We start from the raw sequence: 19,276 nt of genomic DNA, 5'->3' as shown, positions 1-19,276 counted from the left end.
TTCCCCGCTCAGGCTGAGTGATTCAACGCCGGAAACAGCGTCAGGTAGACGTTGCGCACATCGTCGGCGCTCACTTTCATCGGTACATTCTTCATCAGGCGCTGGACATCCAGCGCGGCTTCCACCAGATACGGCAGATGATCCGGCCCGATGCCCAGTGCCTCCAGGCTGGCGGGCAGCTTAAGGCGCTGCACCAGCGCGGCGAAATAGGCCACCAGCGCGTGTGATTTGGCCTCTTCATCCAGTGCGCGATCGGCATCCGGCAGCAGATCGTAGGCCTGCGCGAACTTGCTCACCGCCGCCGGACGCACAAACTGCATGCACGGCGCCAGCAGAATGGCGTTGGCCACGCCGTGCGGCAGGTGATATTTGCCGCCCAGTGGATAGGACATGGCGTGCACCAGGTGCGTCCCGGCATGGGCGATCGCCGCTCCGCCGTAGTAAGACGCCCACAGCATATTCAGCCGTGCTTCGAGGTTATCCGGTTCGGCCAGCGTCGTTTCGAGGCTGGCGAACAGCTTTTTCATGCCAATCAGTGCATAGTTATCACTCACCGGGTTGGCCACGGTCGCAGTGAAGCACTCAATCAGGTGGCACAGCGCGTCAATTCCGGTTGAAGAAGCGATGTGCGCCGGCATGCTGGTGGTCAGTTCCGGAATCAGCGCCACGTAGTCCGGCAGCATCACCGGTGAAATAATACCGACTTTGGTCTCTTTCTCCGGAATGGCAAGGATGGCGTTGGGCGTGGCTTCCGAACCGGTGCCGGCCGTGGTCGGGATCAGTAAAGAAGCAGTGCGCGTCTGTGGTTTCTCGCCAGCCAGCAGTGCCGTTAGCGTGGGCGCATCGGCCACGCACAGCACGGACAGCAGCTTCGCCACATCCAGCACGCTACCGCCGCCAATACCAATCACCAAATCGACATCGCGGGCCGGCAGCGCGGCCACGATGGCCGCCACATCATGCTGGCTTGGCTCGGGCGGCACCGCATCGACCAGGCTCAGGCTGGCGATCTGCTGTTGCAGTTGAGCGATGAGCGCCTGCACCGCCGGAATGCCCATAATGTTTTTGTCAGTGACCAGCAGCGCGTTCTGCTTACCCTGCAGTAAATAGCTGAGATCGTTCAGCGCCTGATAGCCACTGATCACGGTGCTATTGATATTCATGTCATGCCCTTCTAACGGTTCTGCACATCTGATTAGGTTTGCTCAAAAGTGTGCGAGATGTGTCACGTACTGAGGCTAAATTTATAGGCGATATCGATTTCAATTAATTTGATCTTGCTCACATATAATCAATCATGATTGAATATAATCAAATGCAGCACGGAATCGATCCGTGACAGGAGAGAGAATGACTTCACCGCCATGGAAAACGCCCGTTCTGGTGATTGCCGATGATTTTACCGGTGCCAATGACGCCGGCAGCGGTCTGGCTCAGGCCGGGGCGCGCGTCCACGTGCTGTTCGACAGCCACACGCCACACGATGCCAGCGCGGCGGATGTGCTGGTAATCAGCACCGACAGCCGCGCCGTCAGCGCAGCAGAAGCAGCCAGCCGTACACACAGTGCGATTCAGGCGCATCAGCCGATGGCGCAGCACGGCTGGCTGTTTAAGAAGATTGACTCAACGCTGCGCGGCAATCCGGGCGCGGAGATTGCCGCTGCGCTGCAGGCCAGTGCTAAACAGCTGGCGCTGGTGGTACCGGCGGTGCCAACGCTGGGCCGCGTCACGCGCGGCGGGGAAGTATGGATTCATCAGCAGCGCCTGACCGACACCGAATTTGCCAGCGATCCTAAAACGCCGGTCACCAGCAGTAACGTGCTGACGCGGCTGCAGATGCAATGCGAGCTGCCGGGCGAGCTGATCGATCTTGCCACGGTACGCAGTGGCACGCTGGCCGCACGGCTGGCGACCTGTCAGGGCCTGCTGGTGCTGGATGCGGAACAACCGGCCGATATCGACGCGATCGTTGCGGCGGCGGCAACGCTGCCTGAGCGTCCGCTGCTGGCGGGTGCGTCCGGGCTGAGCAACGCGCTGGGCGCGTATCTCGCTGCGCGCCCGTCACGTCCGGTGCTGGCGGTTGTCGGCTCGATGAGCGCGATGGCACAGCAGCAAATCGCCCGGCTTGCCAGCCAGCGCGATATCCGGCTGATTGATATTGATGTCAGCCAGCTGTTTGCCTCGCCGGCATGGCCGCAGGCTGCAGCCTGGCAGCAGGCGATGGAACAGGCGCTGAGCGAGGGGGTGCACTGCGTGGTGCGCACCGTGCAGCAGGCAGACCAGCGCCATGCGATCGCGCAGCTGTGCGAGCAGCATCAGCTGACGCGTCAGCAGCTCGGCGAGCGCATCTGCCAGTTGCTGGCGCAGCTGACGCGCGCCGTTTGCGCCCGCATCCAGCCTGCCGGGCTGTACTTGTCCGGCGGCGACGTCGCCATCGCGGTGGCGCAGGCGCTCGGGGCCAGCGGCTTTCAGATTCAGGGCCTGGTAGCGGGCTGTGTGCCGCACGGGGTTCTGCTTAACAGTGAATTACACCTGCCGGTGATGACCAAAGCGGGTGGCTTTGGTGATGAAAACACCCTGGCAGAAGCCATTCGTTTTATTGAGGAGAAGTCGAGTGAATAACACTATTGCGGTGACCATGGGCGATCCGGCGGGCATCAGTCCGGAAATCATCATTAAAGCGCTGGCGGAAGGGGAGCTGGCGGGCATTCCGGCGGTGGTGGTCGGCTGTGCCGCCACGCTGCGTCGGGTGCTGGCGCTGAACATTACGCCGCACGCCGAGCTGCGCGTGCTGGATAGCGTGCAGGATGCGCATTTTGCGCCGGGCATCATTAACGTGATCGATGAGCCGCTGGCCGATCCCGATGCGCTGCAGCCGGGCAAGGTGCAGAAGCAGGCCGGCGATCTCGCCTGGCGCTGCGTGAAGCGTGCCACCGAGCTGGCACTGGCAGGTGACGTGCAGGCGATTGCCACCGCCCCGCTGAACAAAGAGGCGCTGCACGCGGCGGGCCACCTTTATCCCGGCCACACCGAACTGCTGGCACAGCTGACCAATACCAAAAATTATGCCATGGTGCTGTATACCGACCATCTGAAAGTGATCCACGTAACCACGCACATCGCGCTGCGCAAATTCCTCGACACGCTGAACGGCGAACGTATTCAGACGGTGATCGGCATGGCTGACAGCTTCCTGCGTCGGGTGGGCTATGACCAACCGCGTATTGCGGTCGCCGGGGTCAATCCACACGCGGGCGAGAATGGCCTGTTTGGCGATGAAGAGATCACCACGGTGACGCCAGCGATCAAGGCAATGCAGCAGCAAGGCATTGATGTTTATGGTCCGTGCCCGCCGGATACGGTGTTTTTGCAGTGCCAGCAGGGACAGTACGATATGGTAGTGGCGATGTACCACGATCAGGGGCATATCCCACTGAAACTGCTTGGGTTTTACGATGGTGTCAACATCACGGCGGGACTGCCGTTTATCCGCACTTCCGCTGACCACGGCACGGCGTTTGATATCGCCTGGACAGGTAAAGCGAACTCTGCGAGCATGGCGATCTCCATTAAACTCGCGATGCAGCTTGCATAGGGAAATATGAAGGGACAAAGCCGTCTCGATCAGATTATGGACTATCTCAAAAGTCATAATCTGGTCACTGTTGAACAGCTGGTGAGCGCCATTTCTGCTTCGCCAGCCACCATTCGCCGCGATCTGATCAAGCTGGACAAGGAAGGCGTAATTAGCCGCAGCCACGGCGGCGTCACGCTGAATCGCTTTATCCCGACGCAGCCAACCACGCTGGAGAAGATGCAGCGCAACCTGGCGGAGAAGCAGGCCATCGCGCAGTTCGCCGCCAGCTATGTGCAGTCCGGCGATGCGGTGGTGCTGGATGCCGGCACCACGATGCTGGAGCTGGCGCGCCAGCTGACCCATCTGCAGCTGCGGGTGATCACCGCCGATCTGCACATCGCGCTGTTTCTGTCGGAGTTTAAACAGATTGAAACCACCATTATCGGCGGTCGCATCGACGACTCCAGCCAGTCGTGCATTGGTGAGCACGGCCGGCGGCTGCTGCGCAGCATCAATCCGGACATTGCGTTTGTCAGCTGTAACTCGTGGAGTATTGAGCGCGGAATCACCACGCCGACCGAAGACAAAGCCGGGCTGAAGACGGACTTGCTGGCCAACGCGCGGCGGCGCATTCTGCTGGCCGACAGCAGTAAGTATGGTTCGTGGTCGCTGTACTGCGCGGCACCGATTGATAGCCTGACCGACGTCGTGACGGATGCGCGTCTTGATGAAGCGGTATGCCGTGATTTGCGCGAGCGCGGCATCGGCCTGCAGCTGACGGCGTAAGCGTGCCGTCTGAAGAATTGCCGGGAAATTGCGCGCCCTGCGTGGCGGCGACGCGCAATTCACCCTGAGTGCGCTGAACTATAACAACTTCAATCCCGTCGCCGGAATATTGCGGCCGTAGTAAATCTCACGCATCTCCTTCCACAGCAGATTGGTAATGCGCTTGTGCTCCTGCGGGCTCAGCTCTTCAGGTTTGGTGTTGAACAGGTAATACTTCAAATCAAACTCTTTCAGCAACATCTTGGTATGAAAGATGTTTTCCTGATAAACGTTGACGTCCACCATGTCGTACATCGCCTTCATATCCTCGGACATGAAGTTCTGAATCGAATTGATCTCATGATCGATGAAGTGCTTCACGCCATTCACGTCGCGGGTGAAGCCGCGCACGCGGTAATCCACCGTCACGATATCCGACTCGAGCTGGTGGATCAGATAGTTCAGCGCTTTCAGTGGCGAAATCACGCCGCAGGTCGAGACTTCAATGTCGGCGCGAAAGGTGCATAAACCGCCTTCCGGGTGACTTTCCGGATAGGTGTGCACGCAGATGTGACTTTTGTCGAGGTGCGCCACCACCGAATTGGGCAGCGGACCGGGATGCTCGGAGTTATCGATATCCTGCGGATTGATCGGCTCTTCGCTGACCAGAATCGTCACGCTGGCGCCCTGCGGTTCATAATCCTGACGCGCGATATTCAGCACATTAGCACCGATGATCGAGCAGGTCTCAGTGAGGATTTCCGTCAGGCGGTTGGCGTTATATTGCTCATCAATATAGGCGATATAGCCATCACGTTCGGCTTCGCTATTGGCATAGCAAATGTCGTAGATACAAAAACTCAGGCTTTTGGTCAGATTATTGAAGCCATGTAGTTTTAGCTTTTGCAATTGGGTTCACCTCCTGAGGTCAGCTGAGCGCGTTTAAAAGGTATTGTGGCAGGGCAAAGCTGCCGATGTGCAGCTGTGGCGTGTAGTAACGGCAGGGCAGTCCGGCCGCGGCAAAACGTGACTGCAGCGTCGCAAGGTCCGGCTGGCGCAGCGCCGGATTATCGCTCGCCCAGGCGAAGGTCATGATGCCGCCGTAGTAGGTCGGAATCGCCGCCTGGTAAAAGCTGACGTCAGCAAAATAGTGGCTGAGTTTGCGGTGGCTATTGACCGCTTCATCCTGCTGCAGGAAGCAGACGCCGTTCTGCGCGACAAACACGCCACCGGGATTGAGCGCCTGTTTACAGCCGGCATAAAACGCCGAGGTAAACAGGCTCTCGCCGGGACCGATCGGATCGGTACAGTCGGAGATGATCACATCAAAGCGTTCCTGGGTCTGGCTGACGAAGTTAACGCCATCATCGATCACCAGCTGCAGACGCGCATCGTCGTAGGCACCCGCGCTGTGGTTGGGCAGATAGGTTTTGCAGAAATTCACCACGCCGGCATCAATTTCCACCATGGTGATGTGCTCAACGCTTTGATGCCGGGCGACCTCGCGCAGCATCGCGCCGTCGCCGCCGCCGATAATCAATACGCGCCGGGCGTTGCCGTGCGCCATAATCGGCACGTGCGTCATCATTTCATGGTAGATAAACTCATCGCGCTCGGTGGTTTGCACCACGCCGTCCAGCGCCATCACGCGACCAAAGGCCGCGTTTTCAAAGATCACCAGATCCTGATGCGCGGTTTTATCGCGGTAAAGCAGATTGTCTACGCTGAAATATTGGCCAAAGCCGCTGTGCAGCGTCTCATGCCAGGTGTCGTTGTCGGCCATGCCGGCGTGCTCCTTATGCTGTAAATGCGCAATGATGCCAGAAAAAAGCATAACGAATTATGACCGTGCTTGCACGGTCAGGGCGTCAGCAGAGGAGCAGAGCGGAGGATTATTTCACGTAGGCGAGCAGGCTGAGGGAATCGCGCGCCAGCGACTTACATTTTTTGTCGTTGGTGATGGCGATACCGCTCAGATCTTTGTAGCTCTCTTCACCGAGGGATTTCATGTTGTAAGCGCTATAGTTGCTCAAATCCCAGCGGTTTTGCTGGGCAAAAAACACCAGTGCTTTACGAATTTGCGCGTCGGGCAGATCCTGATAGCCGCAATCATTTTTCAGATAGACAAACACCGCGGTGAGGTCAGCCAGATCTTCTGCTTCGGATTCGCTCAGGGCAAAACTGGTGGAGGAGAAGCCAAGGAGTCCCGCCAGCAGCAGGATCTTGATGCTTTTCGTCATAATCGTTCTCAACAAGGGACAATTTAATGACGTTAGCACAGTTATTGCCGGGATTCCGCTAAATTTGGCTAAATGGGCCACTGGCGCGCTTTTTCCCCCGGCGGGCGCTTTCATCGCTTGACCCTCCCGCAGGGGAAAGGTTTACGCTGTGCCCCTATTCACGATAAGGATATGAATATGCAACGTCGTCATTTTCTCAAGCTGACCGCCGCCCTCAGTGCCGCAGGCGCGCTGCCCTTCTGGAGCCGCTCGCTGATGGCCGCCATGCGCCCGCTGCTGCCCATCCCTTCGCTGCTGGAGCCCGATGCGCACGGCCAGTATACGCTGACCGCCATGGCCGGCAGCAGCCAGTGGAACGGCAAAACCGTCCCCACCTGGGGTTACAACGGTAGCCTGCTTGGCCCGGCGCTGCGGCTGCAGCGTGAGAAAAGCGTCACCGTCAATATTCATAATCGCCTGCCGGAAGCCACCACGCTGCACTGGCACGGGCTGGAAATTCCCGGCGCGGTAGATGGCGGCCCGCAGGCGCTGATTGCGCCCGGCGCTTCGCGTCAGGTGAGTTTTACCCCCGATCAACCGGCAGCGACCTGCTGGTTCCATCCGCATCAGCACGGCAAAACCGGCTATCAGGTGGCGCAGGGGCTGGCGGGGCTGGTGCTGCTGGAAGATGAGGCGTCCGGCAAGCTGCGGCTGCCGATGCAGTGGGGCGAAGATGATGTGCCGCTGATTTTCCAGGATAAGCAGCTCACGCAGGACGGCACGCGTATCGATTATCAGCTGGATATCATGCGCGCCGCCGTGGGCTGGTTTGGCGATTTGATGCTGACCAACGGCGTGCCGTATCCGCAGCACGCGGTGCCGCGCGGCTGGCTGCGTCTGCGCCTGCTCAACGGCTGTAACGCGCGCTCGCTGCATATCGCCGCCAGCGATAAACGTCCGCTGTATGTGGTGGCGAGCGACGGTGGCCTGCTGGCTGAACCGGTGAAGGTGGAGAGCCTGCCGCTGCTGCCGGGCGAGCGCTTCGAAGTGCTGGTGGACACCTCAGACGGCAAAACCTTCGATATGGTAACGCTGCCGGTGACGCAGATGGGTATGACGTTGGCGCCGTTCGACCAGCCGCTGCCGCTGGTGCAGATTCTGCCGTTGCGCGTGATGGCCAGCGGTACGCTGCCGGACCAGCTGGTGGATGTGCCGCCGCTGCCGGCAACGGAAGGGCTGCAGAGCCGCTGGCTGCAGCTGATGATGGATCCGCAGCTCGATCAGCAGGGCATGCAGGCGCTGCAGCAGCGCTACGGTGCCAAAGCGATGGGCAGCCAGCACGGCGCGGGCAAACCGATGGATCACGGCAGCATGAACATGGACCCTGGCGCGATGGATCATGGCAACATGGATCACGGCGATATGGCGATGGATCATGGCAACCACGCCAGCAGCGCCGCATATGATTTCCACAACGGCAACAAAATCAACGGCCAGGCCTTCAACATGGAAAAGCCCATGTTTGCCGTGCCGCTGGGCAAGTATGAAAAATGGACCATCTCCGGCGAAGGCGACGCCATGCTGCATCCGTTCCACATTCACGGCACGCAGTTCCGCATTCTGTCCGAGAACGGCAAACCGCCTGCGGCGCACCGCGCCGGCTGGAAAGATATGGTCAGCGTCAACGGCTGGCGCAGCGAAGTGCTGGTGCGCTTCAACTACGTCGCCGATAGCGAAAATGCCTATATGGCGCACTGCCATCTGCTGGAGCATGAAGACACCGGCATGATGCTGGGCTTTACGGTGAGCTGACGGCGGCTTCCAGCGCCAGGCGAATATCCTCAATCAAATCATCGGCATGTTCGATGCCGATCGACAAACGCACCGTTGCATCGCTGATGCCGATGCGCTCGCGCACCTCCAGCGGTACGCCCGAATGGGTGGTGCTGGCGGGATGGCTGGCCAGCGACTCGGTGCCGCCGAGGCTCACTGCCAGTTTGAACAGCGCCAGCGCATTAAGAAAGCGGAACGCTGCAGGCTGGCCGCCCTCGATATCAAAGGAGAAGGTGGAACCGGCACCGCTGCACTGGCGCCGCCAGGTTTCTCCTGCCGGGCTGCTGGCGTCCAGATACGGCAGCCAGTGCAGTTTCGCCACCTGTGCGCTATCGCGCAGAAATGCTGCCACTTTTTCCGCATTGCTGGCGGCTTTCTCCATGCGCAGCGCCAGCGTTTCCAGCGAGCGGCCAATCATCCAGCTGGAGTGCGGATCGAGCTGGGTGCCGATGGCGCTGCGCAGCGAACGCACCTTGTTGATTAACGCCCGGCTGCCCAGCGCGGCACCGGCAATCAAATCGGAATGGCCGCCGACATATTTGGTCAGCGAGTAGAGCGAGATATCAGCGCCGTGCTGCAGCGGACGCTGAAACAGCGGGCCAAGCAGGGTGTTGTCGCAGGCGAGAATCGGCCGGGAGCCTTGCTGCTGGGTGATTACCTCCGCCACCTGACGCATCAGTTGAATGTCCACCAGGCTGTTGGTGGGATTGGCCGGCGTTTCGATCAAAATCATCGCCACGCGCCCGCGCTGCCACGCCAGTTTCGCGGCTTCATACACTTTATCTTCGTCGGTGCCGTCGCTGAATCCCACCGCTTTGATTTCCAGATCGTGCAGCGTTTTGCTCAGCAGCGTTTCGGTGCCGCCGTACAGCGGCTGCGAGTGCAGGATCACTTCGCCAGGACGGGCAAAGGTCAGCAGCGTGGTGGCGATGGCCGACATACCGGAAGAGAACAGCGCGGCGCTCTCGGCACCTTCATAGATCGCCAGCCGGTCTTCGACGATTTCGCTGTTAGGGTGGTTGAAGCGGGAATAGACCAGCCCGCCGCTTTTGCCCGCCGGCGGCTGCTGGCGGCCGGCAACGAAATCAAAAAATTCTTTACCCTCTTCGGCGCTGTTAAACACAAAGGTGGATGTAAGAAACACCGGTGGCTTCACCGCACCTTCTGACAGGCGCGGATCGTAACCGTAGTTAAGCATCTGTGTTTCCGGATGCAGTTCGCGCGTGCCGATGTGCGTTTTTTTACTCGATGAAGCGGCCATAGGGATCTCCAGAGAGAGCGGGCAGGATGCTTACAGTTAACGCCAGCGCAATAAATTTCGCCACGGTAACGTTTGCGTTCTGTGCGCGGCGTTAGCCTGTGCGTCGACTATGATAGAATGCGCGGCTTTCTGAAAACCTTCTTAGGCGAATGCAATGAAACACACCGTCGACGTGATGATCTCTGAGCAGGAGATCGCAACCCGTATTGCCGAACTGGGCAAGCAGATCAGCGAGCACTACCGCGACAGCGGCAGCGAAATGGTGCTGGTCGGCCTGCTGCGCGGCTCCTTCATGTTTATGGCTGACCTGTGCCGCGCCATTGATGTCGCGCACGAAGTCGACTTCATGACCGCCTCCAGCTACGGCAGCGGCATGGCTTCCACGCGCGACGTGAAAATCCTCAAAGATCTCGACGAAGACATTCGCGGCAAAGATGTGCTGATCGTTGAGGACATCATCGATTCCGGCAACACCCTGAGCAAAGTGCGTGAAATCCTGCGCCTGCGTGAGCCTAAATCGCTGGCGATCTGCACGCTGCTGGACAAGCCAGAGCGCCGCGAGGTTGAGGTGCCGGTTGAGTTTGTCGGCTTTACCATTCCGGATGAGTTCGTGGTCGGCTTCGGTATCGACTACGCGCAGCGCTACCGTCATTTGCCGTATATCGGCAAAGTTACGCTGCTGGACGAATAACCGCACAATCTTCCAAGGCTGATTCCCTTCGCCTGCGATAAGATGCGCAGCCCGTAACTCAATGACTTACGGGCTCGGCCCGCGTTTTCCTGCGGCACGCAGAGTGCTAGAGTGTGGTGGGTTATCACTCTGCGCAATTCCTTTGATTTCACAACCGTTATCGCTGAATAACCCCGCACGCTCGACGTGAGCGCACTATCATTTCATATGGCTATGATGTCACTACAACAGGGTACGGACTCGCAATGACTTATGCACTGGAACTTTCCGGGCTGACCAAGACCTATCCCGGCGGCGTACAGGCGCTGAAAGGCCTCGATCTCAACGTGGAAGCAGGCGACTTTTATGCCTTACTGGGCCCCAACGGTGCCGGTAAGTCCACCACCATCGGCATTATTAGCTCGCTGGTAAACAAATCCAGCGGCAGCGTGCGCGTGTTTGGCTATGACCTGCAGAAAGACGTGGTCAACGCCAAGCGCCAGCTCGGGCTGGTGCCGCAGGAATTTAACTTTAACCCGTTTGAAACCGTGATGCAGATCGTGGTCAATCAGGCCGGTTATTACGGCGTCGAGCGCGCCGAAGCCAATAAGCGCGCAGAGAAATACCTCAATCAGCTCGACCTGTGGGGCAAGCGCAACGAACGGGCACGCATGCTGTCCGGCGGGATGAAGCGCCGGTTAATGATTGCCCGTGCGCTGATGCATGAACCCAAGCTGCTGATCCTTGATGAACCGACGGCCGGCGTGGATATCGAACTGCGCCGCTCAATGTGGGTGTTCCTGAAAGAGCTCAACGCGAAAGGCACCACCATCATCCTGACCACGCACTATCTGGAAGAAGCCGAAATGCTGTGCCGCAACATCGGCATTATCCAGAGCGGCGAGCTGGTGGAAAACACCTCGATGAAAGGGTTGCTGTCCAAGCTACAGTCGGAAACCTTTATCCTCGACCTGGCGCCGCGCAGCCCGCTGCCGCAGCTGGAGGGCTTCCAGTATCGTCTGGTTGATACCTCAACGCTGGAAGTGGAAGTGATGCGTGAACAGGGGCTAAATAGCGTATTCAGCCAGCTGAGCGCGCAGGGCGTGCAGGTGCTCAGCATGCGCAATAAAGCGAATCGTCTGGAAGAGCTGTTCGTCAGCCTGACGCAGGGAAAAACAGGAGTAACCGCATGACGCATCTGTACTGGGTGGCGCTCAAGAGTATCTGGAGCAAAGAGATCAACCGTTTTGCCCGCATCTGGATTCAGACGCTGGTGCCGCCGGTGATCACCATGACGCTGTACTTCATTATCTTTGGCAATCTGATCGGCTCACGCATCGGCGATATGCACGGCTTCAGCTACATGCAGTTTATCGTGCCGGGCCTGATTATGATGGCGGTGATCACCAACGCTTACGCCAACGTCGCCTCGTCATTCTTCAGCGCCAAGTTCCAGCGCAACATTGAGGAGCTGCTGGTGGCGCCGGTGCCGACGCACATCATTATCGCCGGCTACGTTGGCGGCGGCGTGGCGCGTGGCGTGTGCGTGGGCGTGCTGGTGACTGCGGTGTCGCTGTTTTTCGTGCCGTTCCACGTGTTTTCGTGGCCGATGGTCGCGATTACGCTGCTGCTAACGGCAATTCTGTTCTCGCTGGCGGGCCTGCTGAATGCGGTGTTTGCGCGCACCTTTGACGACATCAGCCTGATCCCGACCTTCGTGCTGACGCCGTTAACCTATCTCGGCGGCGTATTCTATTCGCTGGCGCTGCTGCCGCCGTTCTGGCAGGCGGTATCGAAGCTCAACCCGGTGGTGTACATGATCAGCGGGTTCCGCTACGGCTTCCTTGGCATCAACGATGTTCCGCTGGTGTTGACGCTGTCGGTGCTGGTGGCGTTTATCGTGGTGTTCTATGTCCTGGTGTATGCACTGATTCAGCGCGGACGCGGCTTGCGCACCTGAGGCGCGGGTCAGAACAAGAAGCCGCTGCCGGCGTTGTCCGGCGGCGGCTTTTTTTTACCTGCTCTTCGCAGTTTCAGACGCGTCTTGTGCTTTCAGCCCGTGGCTTTCCCCATAGTGGCCGCTGACCAAAAAAGCAGCGGGGAAGCGAAGAGTGAATCGGGTATCATGGATTGATAATTTACGCGGCATGAGCATTCTGGCGGTGATTTTTTTGCACTGCATGATTGCAGTGAACCAGCAGGCCGGGCACTTTACTGCCTTTAACGAGCTGGTGAATCAGCTGCTGGCGCCGGTGCGTATGGGGCTGATGTGCTTTGTCTCCGGACTGTTCGTCGCCAGCGGTTTACGCCACGGGCAGGCGCGCTATCTGCGAAACAAAGTCAGCAGCATTCTCTATCCGTTTGCCGTCTGGGCGCTGATCTACGGCGGACTGAAGTGGACCTTCAGCGCGATGGCCAATCACCCACAGTCGCCGCTGGCCATCGTGCTCGGCCATCTGAGCGGCGGCGATATCACCTGGTTTTTGCACTCGCTGTTTCTGTTTTTTGTGCTGATTATCCCGGCCCGCCGCCTGCCTGCGGCGCTGGTGCTGACTCTGTGCGTTGCCGGTGCGGTGCTGCTGCCGCCGGTGCCACCTGACTCGCTGTTTGCCAGTTTCGACAACCTGCATCTGAACAAGTCGCTGGTGCTGTTTGCCTTCTTCTACAGCGCCGACTGGCTGGTGCGCCAGGATGTTGATATTGCCGCGTTCGCGCAGCGTCGTACGCCGCTGCTGCTGTCGCTGATCGCCTTTATGCTGCTGGCGGCGTTCAGCCTGTGGGGCGGGCTGCGTCAGCATTCGCCGTGGCTGCTGCCGCTGGCGCTGCCCTCCATCCCGCTGTTCGTTGCGCTGGCCTGTCGTATCAATCTGCGGGCGATTAACTACGTTGGCCGCCATTCGATTGTGTTTTATCTGTCGCACTATCTGGCGATTCAGGTGTGCAGTAAATTGCTGCGCCACGACGGCCACTCTGCGTGGCTGGCTGACCTGCATTTTGTGCTGGCGTTCAGCGTCGCGCTGGCGTTGCCAACGGCGCTGTGCGTACTGCGGGCGAAAGGGTGGTTTGACTGGTTGTTTACGCTGAAGCGCAAAGGGCAGCCGCAGCTGGCGGGCGTCTAAGGGAAAGGCGCGCTGTCAGTACAGCGCGCGGAATGATCAGGCGACCTGCACCGGCAGCGCTTTGGCGATACGCTTCATCTCGTTATCGCCGTCGAAGTAGGCCACTTTCGGCTGCCAGCTACGTGCCACTTCATCTTCCACCTGCACGTAGGAGCAGATGATCAGCAGATCGCCCTGGCAGGCGCAGCGCGCAGCGGCACCGTTGACCGAAATGATCTTCGAGCCACGCTCCGCGGCGATGGCGTAGGTGGAGAAGCGCTGGCCGTTGGTGACGTTATAGATATCGATGGCTTCGTATTGCAGAATGCCGGAAGCATCTAGAAAATCCTGATCGATGGCGCAGGAGCCCTCGTAGTGCAAATCCGCCTGCGTCACGGTTACGCGGTGCAGTTTGCCTTGTAATACGGTACGAATCATAGCGTGATACCTTTGTTATACCCGCACGCCCGGTTTCACCGCGCAGTGTGTAGCGGGTACATGCTGCCCATAAACGACGGCGTTAAACCGTCAGATCCACTTGCTGATTATCAATCAGACGCGCATTGCCAAGCCAGGCGGCCATCAAAATTACCGCGCGCTGGCTGTCGACGGTCAGCGGCCGCAGCGTGTTGGCATCGCAGATGGCCAGCCCGTCCGGGCGCAGACCCTGATCGCGCAGCGCCTGTTCGGCGTGCTCAATAATCTCATCCACGTGCCGCTCGCCGTTACTGAGGCGCTGCGCCATGCTGTTCATCACCTGGCTGAGCACCGGCGCCAGCTGGCGTTCATCGGCAGTAAGATAGCCGTTACGTGAGCTGAGTGCGAGACCGTCGTTGGCGCGCACCGTTGGCACGCCAACGATATCAATGTCGAAGCCCATGTCCGCCACCATCTTGCGGATGATCGCCAACTGCTGGAAATCCTTCTCGCCAAAACAGGCAATATCTGGCTGCACCAGATTGAACAGCTTGCTGACGATGGTCGCCACGCCGCGGAAATGACCGGGACGGCTGGCGCCCTCCAGCAGCGAGGAGAGTCCGGGGACTTCAACAAATGTCTGGCTGTCGAGACCCTGCGGATAGACATCGGCCGGCGCGGGGGCAAACACCAGATCGACGCTGTGACGATTGAGTTTTTCGCAATCGTCCTGCAGCGTGCGCGGATAGCGCGCCAGATCGTCGGCGCGATCAAACTGCATCGGGTTAACGAAGATCGATACCACCACGATATCCGCACGCTGGCGTGCTTCATCCACCAGCGTCAGATGCCCTTCATGCAGGTTGCCCATGGTGGGCACCAGCGCGATACGTTTACCTGCCTGGCGCCAGCGTCGGATTTCACGGCGCAGCAGCGGCAGCGTTTCAATGATCAGCACTGCAAATCTCCTGATTTACTGGAAACTGTGTTCGGCGGCCGGATAGGTGCCGGCCTCAACGTCGGCAATATACTGGCGAATTGCCGCGCGAATGTCGCCGGTTTCCGCGAGGAAATTTTTGGCAAATTTGGGAATGTGGCCGCCGGTAATGCCAAACGCATCGTGCATCACCAGAATCTGGCCGTCGGTGACGTTACCGGCACCAATGCCGATCACCGGTACCGACAGCGCTTTGGTGACGCGCTCGGCCAGCGCCACCGGCACGCACTCCAGCACCAGCAGTTGCATGCCGGCCGCTTCCAGCGCCAGCGCATCCGCCAGCAGGCGTTCGGCAGCCGCCTCGTCGCGCCCCTGCACCTTGTAGCCACCGAAGATATTGACCGACTGCGGCGTTAATCCCAGATGACCACACACCGGTACGGCGCGTTCGGTCAGCATGCGCACGCTCTCTGCCAGCCAGGCGCCGCCTTCCAGTTTCACCAGGTTGGCACCGGCGCGCATCAGCTGCGCCGCGCTGTCAAAGGTTTGCTGCGGCGTGGCGTAACTCATAAACGGCAGGTCGGCCATCACCAGCGCGTTGGGCGCGCCGCGCCGCACGGCGGCGGTGTGATAAGCAATATCGTCGACCGTCACCGGCAGCGTGGAATCATGGCCCTGCACGGTCATGCCGAGCGAATCACCAATCAGCAGCAGCGGAATGCCCTGGTCAGCAAACAGGCGCGCAAAGCTGAAATCGTAGGCGGTCAGCGTGGCGAACTTGTGGCCGCTGGCTTTCAGCTGGCGTAAGTGAGAGAGGGTGGTGGGTTTCATCGCAATCTCCAGGCATTTTCTGATGCGCGCAGTGTACTGGATTGATTGCAAAGGCGATACGACGGGCGTGCGATTCTGCCGCGTCAGGCGGACCACAAGCGAATGCTGCTGCGGTCCAGCGTCGCCAGAATGCCAGCCAGCGGCTGACCGTTCGGCAGGCGCAGCGCCGGCGCAATCTCCAGCAGCGGCACCAGCATAAAGGCGCGGTTGTGCATATCGTAGTGCGGCACCGTCAGGCGCGGCGTGTGGATCACCGCGTTGCCGAACAGCATGATATCGAGATCCAGCGTGCGCGGTCCCCAGCGTTCGGCTTTGCGCACCCGGCCATGCTCCAGCTCAATGCGCTGGGTATGATCGAGCAGGGTTTCGGCGGCCAGCGCGGTATCCAGTGCGACCACGGCGTTAAGGTAATCCGGCTGATCCGGCGGACCGTACGGTGGCGTGCGATAAAACGCGGAGGTGGCAACGCGGCGGGTATCAGGAATGGCATCCAGCGCGCTCAGCGCTGCATCAACCTGATGCAGCGGATCGGCGAGATTACTGCCTAACGCGAGATAAACCCGCGTCATGACGCGCCAGTGTTACTGTCGCGGCGCGGTCCGGTCGGACGACGGCGCGGACGACGTGGTTTGCGACGCGGTGCCGGATCGTCACCCAGAGTGTTGAGCATGGTTTTCTGCTGTGTTGGCACCGCCGACTGGAACTCGCCCCACCACTGGCTGAGACGCAGCAGCTCGGCGTTGTTTTCCACTTCCGCACGCAGCGCCAGCAGATCGTAAGCCGCACGGAATTTCGGATGCTCCATCAGCTTCCACGCACGCTTGCCGTGACGGCGCGACATGCGCAGCTGCAGCTGCCAGATATCGCGAATCAGCGTGGTGATACGTTTTGGAATTGCCAGCGCACGGCAGGCTTCATCCAGCGTTTCGTTCATCGACAGCGCAAAGGCGTCGAAATAGGTCAGGCCGCTCTCCTGCGCGATCTGCTCCGCGGATTCCAGCTGCGGATACCAGAACATCGCCGCAAACAGGAACGCCGGATTCACGCGCATATCATTGTGCAGGCGGGTATCGGTGTTTTTCAGCACCTGCGCCAGCATGCGCTCCATCGGGCTGTCGCCCTGTTCGGTGAAGTTGCGCGCCAGCGTCGGGAACAGCGGCTGGAACAGCTGGTATTCGCGCATCATCAGATAGGTGCGATAACCGTAACCGGCCTGCAGCAGCTTCAGCGACTCCTCAAACAGGCGCGCCGGCGGAATGTCATTCAGCAGCGTGGCGAGGCGCGGAATCGGCTCGGCGGTTTCTGCCGCAATGCTCATGTCCAGCTTCGCGGCGAAGCGCACCACGCGCAGCATGCGCACCGGATCTTCGCGGTAGCGCGTCTCCGGATCGCCGATCAGACGAATGATGCCTTCCTGCAGATCCTGCAGGCCACCGACGTAATCGCGTACGGTGAAATCAGCCACGCTGTAATAGAGGCTGTTGATAGTCAAATCGCGGCGCTGCGCATCATCTTCAATGTTGCCAAAAATGTTGTCGCGCAGCAGCATGCCGTTCTGACCGCGCTGCGAACCGTTGCGATCGTCGACGCTCTCTTCCTGATGATGGCCGCGGAACGTGGCGACTTCGATCACTTCCGGACCGAACATCACATGCGCCAGACGGAAGCGACGCCCGACCAGGCGACAGTTGCGGAATAGCTTACGCATCTGCTCCGGCGTGGCGTTGGTGGTCACGTCAAAGTCCTTCGGCTTTTTACCCAGCAGCAAATCGCGCACGCCGCCGCCGACCAGATAGGCTTCGTAACCGGCTTTGTTCAGGCGATACAACACTTTGAGGGCGTTTTCGCTGATATCTTTGCGTGAGATGTTGTGGCTTTCCCGGGGGATAACGGTCATCAGACTTACGGTTTCCACCTCTTCAGGGGCCTCCTCATCACGCTTGAGGACTCTCCGGCAAAAATTAGCGACTCGGGTAAAAATGGGACACCTCGACAGTGAGAAAATGGGTGTGAATAAAATCAGCGGCTAATCATAGCCTGTTGCGAACCATTTAGGAATGGCGTTGTCACCTCCGCCGGCTGGCGCGCATCGTGCTGCGGGATGCGTGCGCTATCCCAGTGCGTAACCGCATGGTCCAGTAGCGTTTCCAGCGCGTGGTCCTGCCAGCCCGGCAAAACCGGCTGACCCAGGAAGCTCAGCGCCTGCACCAGCACCGGTCGCGGATCGCCATCCGGCAACGCCGGCGCGTGGTTCTGCTTCGACAATTTGTTGCCGTCCGGGTTAAGCGCCAGCGGCAGATGCAGATAAGCCGGCTCCGGCCAGCCAAACTGCTGATACAGCGCGATCTGGCGCACCGTCGGCTCAATCAAATCCGCACCGCGCACAATTTCCGTCACGCCCTGAAAATGGTCATCGACCACCACCGCGAGGTTATAGGCGAACAGTCCGTCACGGCGGTGAATAATGAAGTCTTCCTGCGCCAGACGCGGCTCGGCCAGCAGATGGCCGCGCAGGCGATCGTCAAAACCGTACACCGGCGCATGCTGACGCAGCCGCAGCGCGGCACCGTCCGGCGGCAGATGTAAATCGCGGCAGTGGCCGTCGTAAAAGCCGCCCAGCTGCTGAATGCGGCTGCGCGGGCAGGTACAGAAGTAGCTTTGACGCTGTTCGCGCAGCCAGCTGAGTGCCGCGCGATAGGCTTCGTGGCGCTGCGACTGCCACAGCACGTCGCCATCCCAGTGCAGCCCGTAACGTTCCAGCTGCTGCAGGATGCGCGTTGCGGCACCGGCAACTTCACGCGGCGGGTCGATATCTTCAATGCGCACCAGCCAGCGGCCCTGCTGCGCACGTGCGCTCAGGTAGCTGCCTAACGCGGCTATCAGCGAACCGAAATGAAGATCACCGGAAGGAGAGGGGGCGAAACGCCCGATGCAGGGAAGCGTGGCGGACATCATGCTGTGGTGCACCGCACGGCGGGAAAACAGTGGTTTTCCCGGCTGTGCGGCGACAGTCTGTTAACGGCCATTAGCCTGCCATCTGCTTCTCGCGGATTTCTGCCAGCGTTTTGCAGTCAATGCAGAGATCGGCGGTCGGACGCGCTTCGAGACGGCGGATACCAATTTCGACCCCACAGGATTCGCAGTAGCCAAAGTCGTCGTCTTCCACTTTCTTGAGCGTTTTCTCAATCTTTTTAATGAGTTTGCGCTCACGATCGCGGTTACGCAGCTCCAGGCTGAACTCCTCTTCCTGCGCGGCGCGGTCAACCGGATCCGGGAAGTTGGCAGCTTCGTCCTGCATATGCGACACAGTACGGTCTACTTCATCCCTGAGTTGGTTGCGCCAGGCTTCCAGAATCTTGCGGAAATGGCTCAGCTGGGCGTCATTCATATACTCTTCGCCCGGTTTCTCCTGATACGGCTCCACCCCAGCGATGGCGAGGATACTCAGGGACGATGTTTTACGGTTTTGCCCTTCTTGCATGTTGTTTCTCCTGGATAACACGCACTACCCGTTCTGTTTCAGATTGCGAAAGCCTTTGCCTGCAACCCGACGCATGCGGAGCATATCGATTCCCATCAGGGAAAAAAACAGGCCGCTATAAATAGCAGAAGCAATCAAGGTTGGCAATTATTCATGAACGCACCTTGACAAGCCTGTGAGGAACAGC

At 59.4% G+C, this 19,276-nt stretch carries 20 protein-coding genes; 8 read left to right on the top strand and 12 right to left on the bottom strand.

Annotation, left to right across the window (positions count from 1 at the left end):
• Positions 1–8: 8 nt before the first annotated feature.
• Positions 9–1,163, bottom strand: coding sequence for an iron-containing alcohol dehydrogenase (locus MXF20_RS07545; RefSeq protein WP_325968575.1), 1,155 nt, complete (start codon positions 1,161–1,163; stop codon positions 9–11).
• A gap of 187 nt (positions 1,164–1,350) precedes the next feature.
• On the opposite strand from MXF20_RS07545, the gene dtnK reads away from it, so the two are divergent.
• The 3 genes from dtnK to MXF20_RS07530 are packed head-to-tail and all read left to right on the top strand — an operon-like array spanning position 1,351 to position 4,363.
• On the top strand, positions 1,351–2,622 hold the full coding sequence (dtnK, locus tag MXF20_RS07540; RefSeq protein ID WP_325968573.1) for a D-threonate kinase: 1,272 nt from the start codon (positions 1,351–1,353) through the stop codon (positions 2,620–2,622).
• Positions 2,615–3,595, top strand: a complete 981-nt coding sequence (locus MXF20_RS07535; protein ID WP_166711214.1) for a D-threonate 4-phosphate dehydrogenase — start codon at positions 2,615–2,617, stop codon at positions 3,593–3,595. Before dtnK ends, MXF20_RS07535 begins: the two co-directional genes overlap by 8 nt.
• Before the next feature lie 6 nt (positions 3,596–3,601).
• Positions 3,602–4,363, top strand: a complete 762-nt coding sequence (locus tag MXF20_RS07530) for a DeoR/GlpR family DNA-binding transcription regulator (protein WP_325968569.1) — start codon at positions 3,602–3,604, stop codon at positions 4,361–4,363.
• A 78-nt stretch (positions 4,364–4,441) separates the two neighbouring features.
• On the opposite strand, the gene speD is transcribed toward MXF20_RS07530, so the two are convergent.
• From speD to MXF20_RS07515, 3 genes are all read right to left on the bottom strand, one after another.
• Positions 4,442–5,251 carry an adenosylmethionine decarboxylase gene (gene speD, locus MXF20_RS07525; protein ID WP_058770602.1) on the bottom strand — a complete coding sequence of 270 codons (810 nt, stop codon included), beginning with the start codon at positions 5,249–5,251 and terminating at the stop codon, positions 4,442–4,444.
• A gap of 19 nt (positions 5,252–5,270) precedes the next feature.
• Positions 5,271–6,125, bottom strand: a complete 855-nt coding sequence (speE, locus tag MXF20_RS07520) for a polyamine aminopropyltransferase (protein WP_325968567.1) — start codon at positions 6,123–6,125, stop codon at positions 5,271–5,273.
• A 109-nt stretch (positions 6,126–6,234) separates the two neighbouring features.
• Positions 6,235–6,582, bottom strand: a complete 348-nt coding sequence (locus MXF20_RS07515; RefSeq protein WP_021507525.1) for a YacC family pilotin-like protein — start codon at positions 6,580–6,582, stop codon at positions 6,235–6,237.
• A 177-nt stretch (positions 6,583–6,759) separates the two neighbouring features.
• Between MXF20_RS07515 and cueO the strand changes: the two genes are divergently transcribed.
• Positions 6,760–8,373: a multicopper oxidase CueO gene (gene cueO / locus MXF20_RS07510; RefSeq protein ID WP_325968566.1), complete on the top strand. Its 1,614-nt coding sequence runs from the start codon at positions 6,760–6,762 to the stop codon at positions 8,371–8,373.
• On the opposite strand, the gene MXF20_RS07505 is transcribed toward cueO, so the two are convergent.
• The gene (locus MXF20_RS07505; RefSeq protein ID WP_325968565.1) at positions 8,360–9,655 is read right to left on the bottom strand and encodes a cystathionine gamma-synthase family protein; all 1,296 of its coding nucleotides are present in this window, start codon (positions 9,653–9,655) and stop codon (positions 8,360–8,362) included. The genes cueO and MXF20_RS07505 overlap by 14 nt on opposite strands.
• Positions 9,656–9,809: 154 nt before the next feature.
• On the opposite strand from MXF20_RS07505, the gene hpt reads away from it, so the two are divergent.
• From hpt to MXF20_RS07485, 4 genes are all read left to right on the top strand, one after another.
• Positions 9,810–10,346, top strand: coding sequence for a hypoxanthine phosphoribosyltransferase (gene hpt / locus MXF20_RS07500; RefSeq protein WP_325968564.1), 537 nt, complete (start codon positions 9,810–9,812; stop codon positions 10,344–10,346).
• Positions 10,347–10,591: 245 nt separating this feature from the next.
• Positions 10,592–11,518 (top strand): ABC transporter ATP-binding protein, encoded by a 927-nt coding sequence (locus MXF20_RS07495; protein ID WP_021507521.1) that lies wholly within the window; start codon positions 10,592–10,594, stop codon positions 11,516–11,518.
• Positions 11,515–12,285, top strand: a complete 771-nt coding sequence (locus MXF20_RS07490) for an ABC transporter permease (RefSeq protein WP_021507520.1) — start codon at positions 11,515–11,517, stop codon at positions 12,283–12,285. The genes MXF20_RS07495 and MXF20_RS07490 overlap by 4 nt, the downstream gene beginning before the upstream one ends.
• 151 nt (positions 12,286–12,436) lie before the next feature.
• A complete protein-coding gene (locus MXF20_RS07485; RefSeq protein WP_325968563.1) occupies positions 12,437–13,444 on the top strand; it encodes an acyltransferase in 1,008 nt (335 codons plus the stop codon).
• A gap of 36 nt (positions 13,445–13,480) precedes the next feature.
• Here the strand turns inward: MXF20_RS07485 and panD are convergent, their stop codons facing one another.
• The 7 genes from panD to dksA all read right to left on the bottom strand — a co-directional run bounded on the left by panD (position 13,481) and on the right by dksA (position 19,089).
• Positions 13,481–13,861 (bottom strand): aspartate 1-decarboxylase, encoded by a 381-nt coding sequence (panD, locus tag MXF20_RS07480; RefSeq protein WP_325968562.1) that lies wholly within the window; start codon positions 13,859–13,861, stop codon positions 13,481–13,483.
• 82 nt (positions 13,862–13,943) lie between these two features.
• On the bottom strand, positions 13,944–14,798 hold the full coding sequence (gene panC, locus MXF20_RS07475) for a pantoate--beta-alanine ligase (RefSeq protein WP_325968561.1): 855 nt from the start codon (positions 14,796–14,798) through the stop codon (positions 13,944–13,946).
• 15 nt (positions 14,799–14,813) lie between these two features.
• Positions 14,814–15,608 (bottom strand): 3-methyl-2-oxobutanoate hydroxymethyltransferase, encoded by a 795-nt coding sequence (gene panB, locus MXF20_RS07470; RefSeq protein ID WP_325968559.1) that lies wholly within the window; start codon positions 15,606–15,608, stop codon positions 14,814–14,816.
• An 83-nt stretch (positions 15,609–15,691) separates the two neighbouring features.
• Positions 15,692–16,177, bottom strand: coding sequence for a 2-amino-4-hydroxy-6-hydroxymethyldihydropteridine diphosphokinase (folK, locus tag MXF20_RS07465; RefSeq protein WP_325968558.1), 486 nt, complete (start codon positions 16,175–16,177; stop codon positions 15,692–15,694).
• Complete coding sequence (gene pcnB / locus MXF20_RS07460; protein ID WP_325968974.1) at positions 16,174–17,589, bottom strand: polynucleotide adenylyltransferase PcnB; 1,416 nt, start codon at positions 17,587–17,589, stop codon at positions 16,174–16,176. The genes folK and pcnB overlap by 4 nt, the downstream gene beginning before the upstream one ends.
• A 38-nt stretch (positions 17,590–17,627) precedes the next feature.
• Entirely contained in the window at positions 17,628–18,563 is a 936-nt protein-coding gene (gluQRS, locus tag MXF20_RS07455) for a tRNA glutamyl-Q(34) synthetase GluQRS (protein WP_418936844.1), read from the bottom strand.
• A gap of 70 nt (positions 18,564–18,633) precedes the next feature.
• The gene (dksA, locus tag MXF20_RS07450; protein WP_021507512.1) at positions 18,634–19,089 is read right to left on the bottom strand and encodes an RNA polymerase-binding protein DksA; all 456 of its coding nucleotides are present in this window, start codon (positions 19,087–19,089) and stop codon (positions 18,634–18,636) included.
• Positions 19,090–19,276: the final 187 nt, after the last annotated feature.

Origin of the sequence: Pantoea dispersa (genome assembly GCF_035783935.1) — a bacterium.
GTDB classification, from domain to species: Bacteria; Pseudomonadota; Gammaproteobacteria; order Enterobacterales; family Enterobacteriaceae; genus Pantoea; species Pantoea dispersa_C.
The sequence above is the reverse complement of the archived record's forward strand: the minus strand, read 5'-3'. Positions and strand labels throughout refer to the sequence as shown.

What these genes read in the sequence shown, in the direction of transcription:
- MXF20_RS07490 (WP_021507520.1), top strand. Translation starts at nt 11,515, where the DNA reads ATGACGCATCTGTACTGGGTGGCGCTCAAGAGTATCTGGAGCAAAGAG.
- MXF20_RS07545 (WP_325968575.1), bottom strand. Translation starts at nt 1,163, where the DNA reads ATGAATATCAATAGCACCGTGATCAGTGGCTATCAGGCGCTGAACGAT.
- dksA (WP_021507512.1), bottom strand. Translation starts at nt 19,089, where the DNA reads ATGCAAGAAGGGCAAAACCGTAAAACATCGTCCCTGAGTATCCTCGCC.
- hpt (WP_325968564.1), top strand. Translation starts at nt 9,810, where the DNA reads ATGAAACACACCGTCGACGTGATGATCTCTGAGCAGGAGATCGCAACC.
- gluQRS (WP_418936844.1), bottom strand. Translation starts at nt 18,563, where the DNA reads ATGATGTCCGCCACGCTTCCCTGCATCGGGCGTTTCGCCCCCTCTCCT.
- MXF20_RS07530 (WP_325968569.1), top strand. Translation starts at nt 3,602, where the DNA reads ATGAAGGGACAAAGCCGTCTCGATCAGATTATGGACTATCTCAAAAGT.
- dtnK (WP_325968573.1), top strand. Translation starts at nt 1,351, where the DNA reads ATGACTTCACCGCCATGGAAAACGCCCGTTCTGGTGATTGCCGATGAT.
- folK (WP_325968558.1), bottom strand. Translation starts at nt 16,177, where the DNA reads ATGACGCGGGTTTATCTCGCGTTAGGCAGTAATCTCGCCGATCCGCTG.
- MXF20_RS07505 (WP_325968565.1), bottom strand. Translation starts at nt 9,655, where the DNA reads ATGGCCGCTTCATCGAGTAAAAAAACGCACATCGGCACGCGCGAACTG.
- panB (WP_325968559.1), bottom strand. Translation starts at nt 15,608, where the DNA reads ATGAAACCCACCACCCTCTCTCACTTACGCCAGCTGAAAGCCAGCGGC.
- panD (WP_325968562.1), bottom strand. Translation starts at nt 13,861, where the DNA reads ATGATTCGTACCGTATTACAAGGCAAACTGCACCGCGTAACCGTGACG.
- MXF20_RS07495 (WP_021507521.1), top strand. Translation starts at nt 10,592, where the DNA reads ATGACTTATGCACTGGAACTTTCCGGGCTGACCAAGACCTATCCCGGC.
- cueO (WP_325968566.1), top strand. Translation starts at nt 6,760, where the DNA reads ATGCAACGTCGTCATTTTCTCAAGCTGACCGCCGCCCTCAGTGCCGCA.
- MXF20_RS07515 (WP_021507525.1), bottom strand. Translation starts at nt 6,582, where the DNA reads ATGACGAAAAGCATCAAGATCCTGCTGCTGGCGGGACTCCTTGGCTTC.
- speE (WP_325968567.1), bottom strand. Translation starts at nt 6,125, where the DNA reads ATGGCCGACAACGACACCTGGCATGAGACGCTGCACAGCGGCTTTGGC.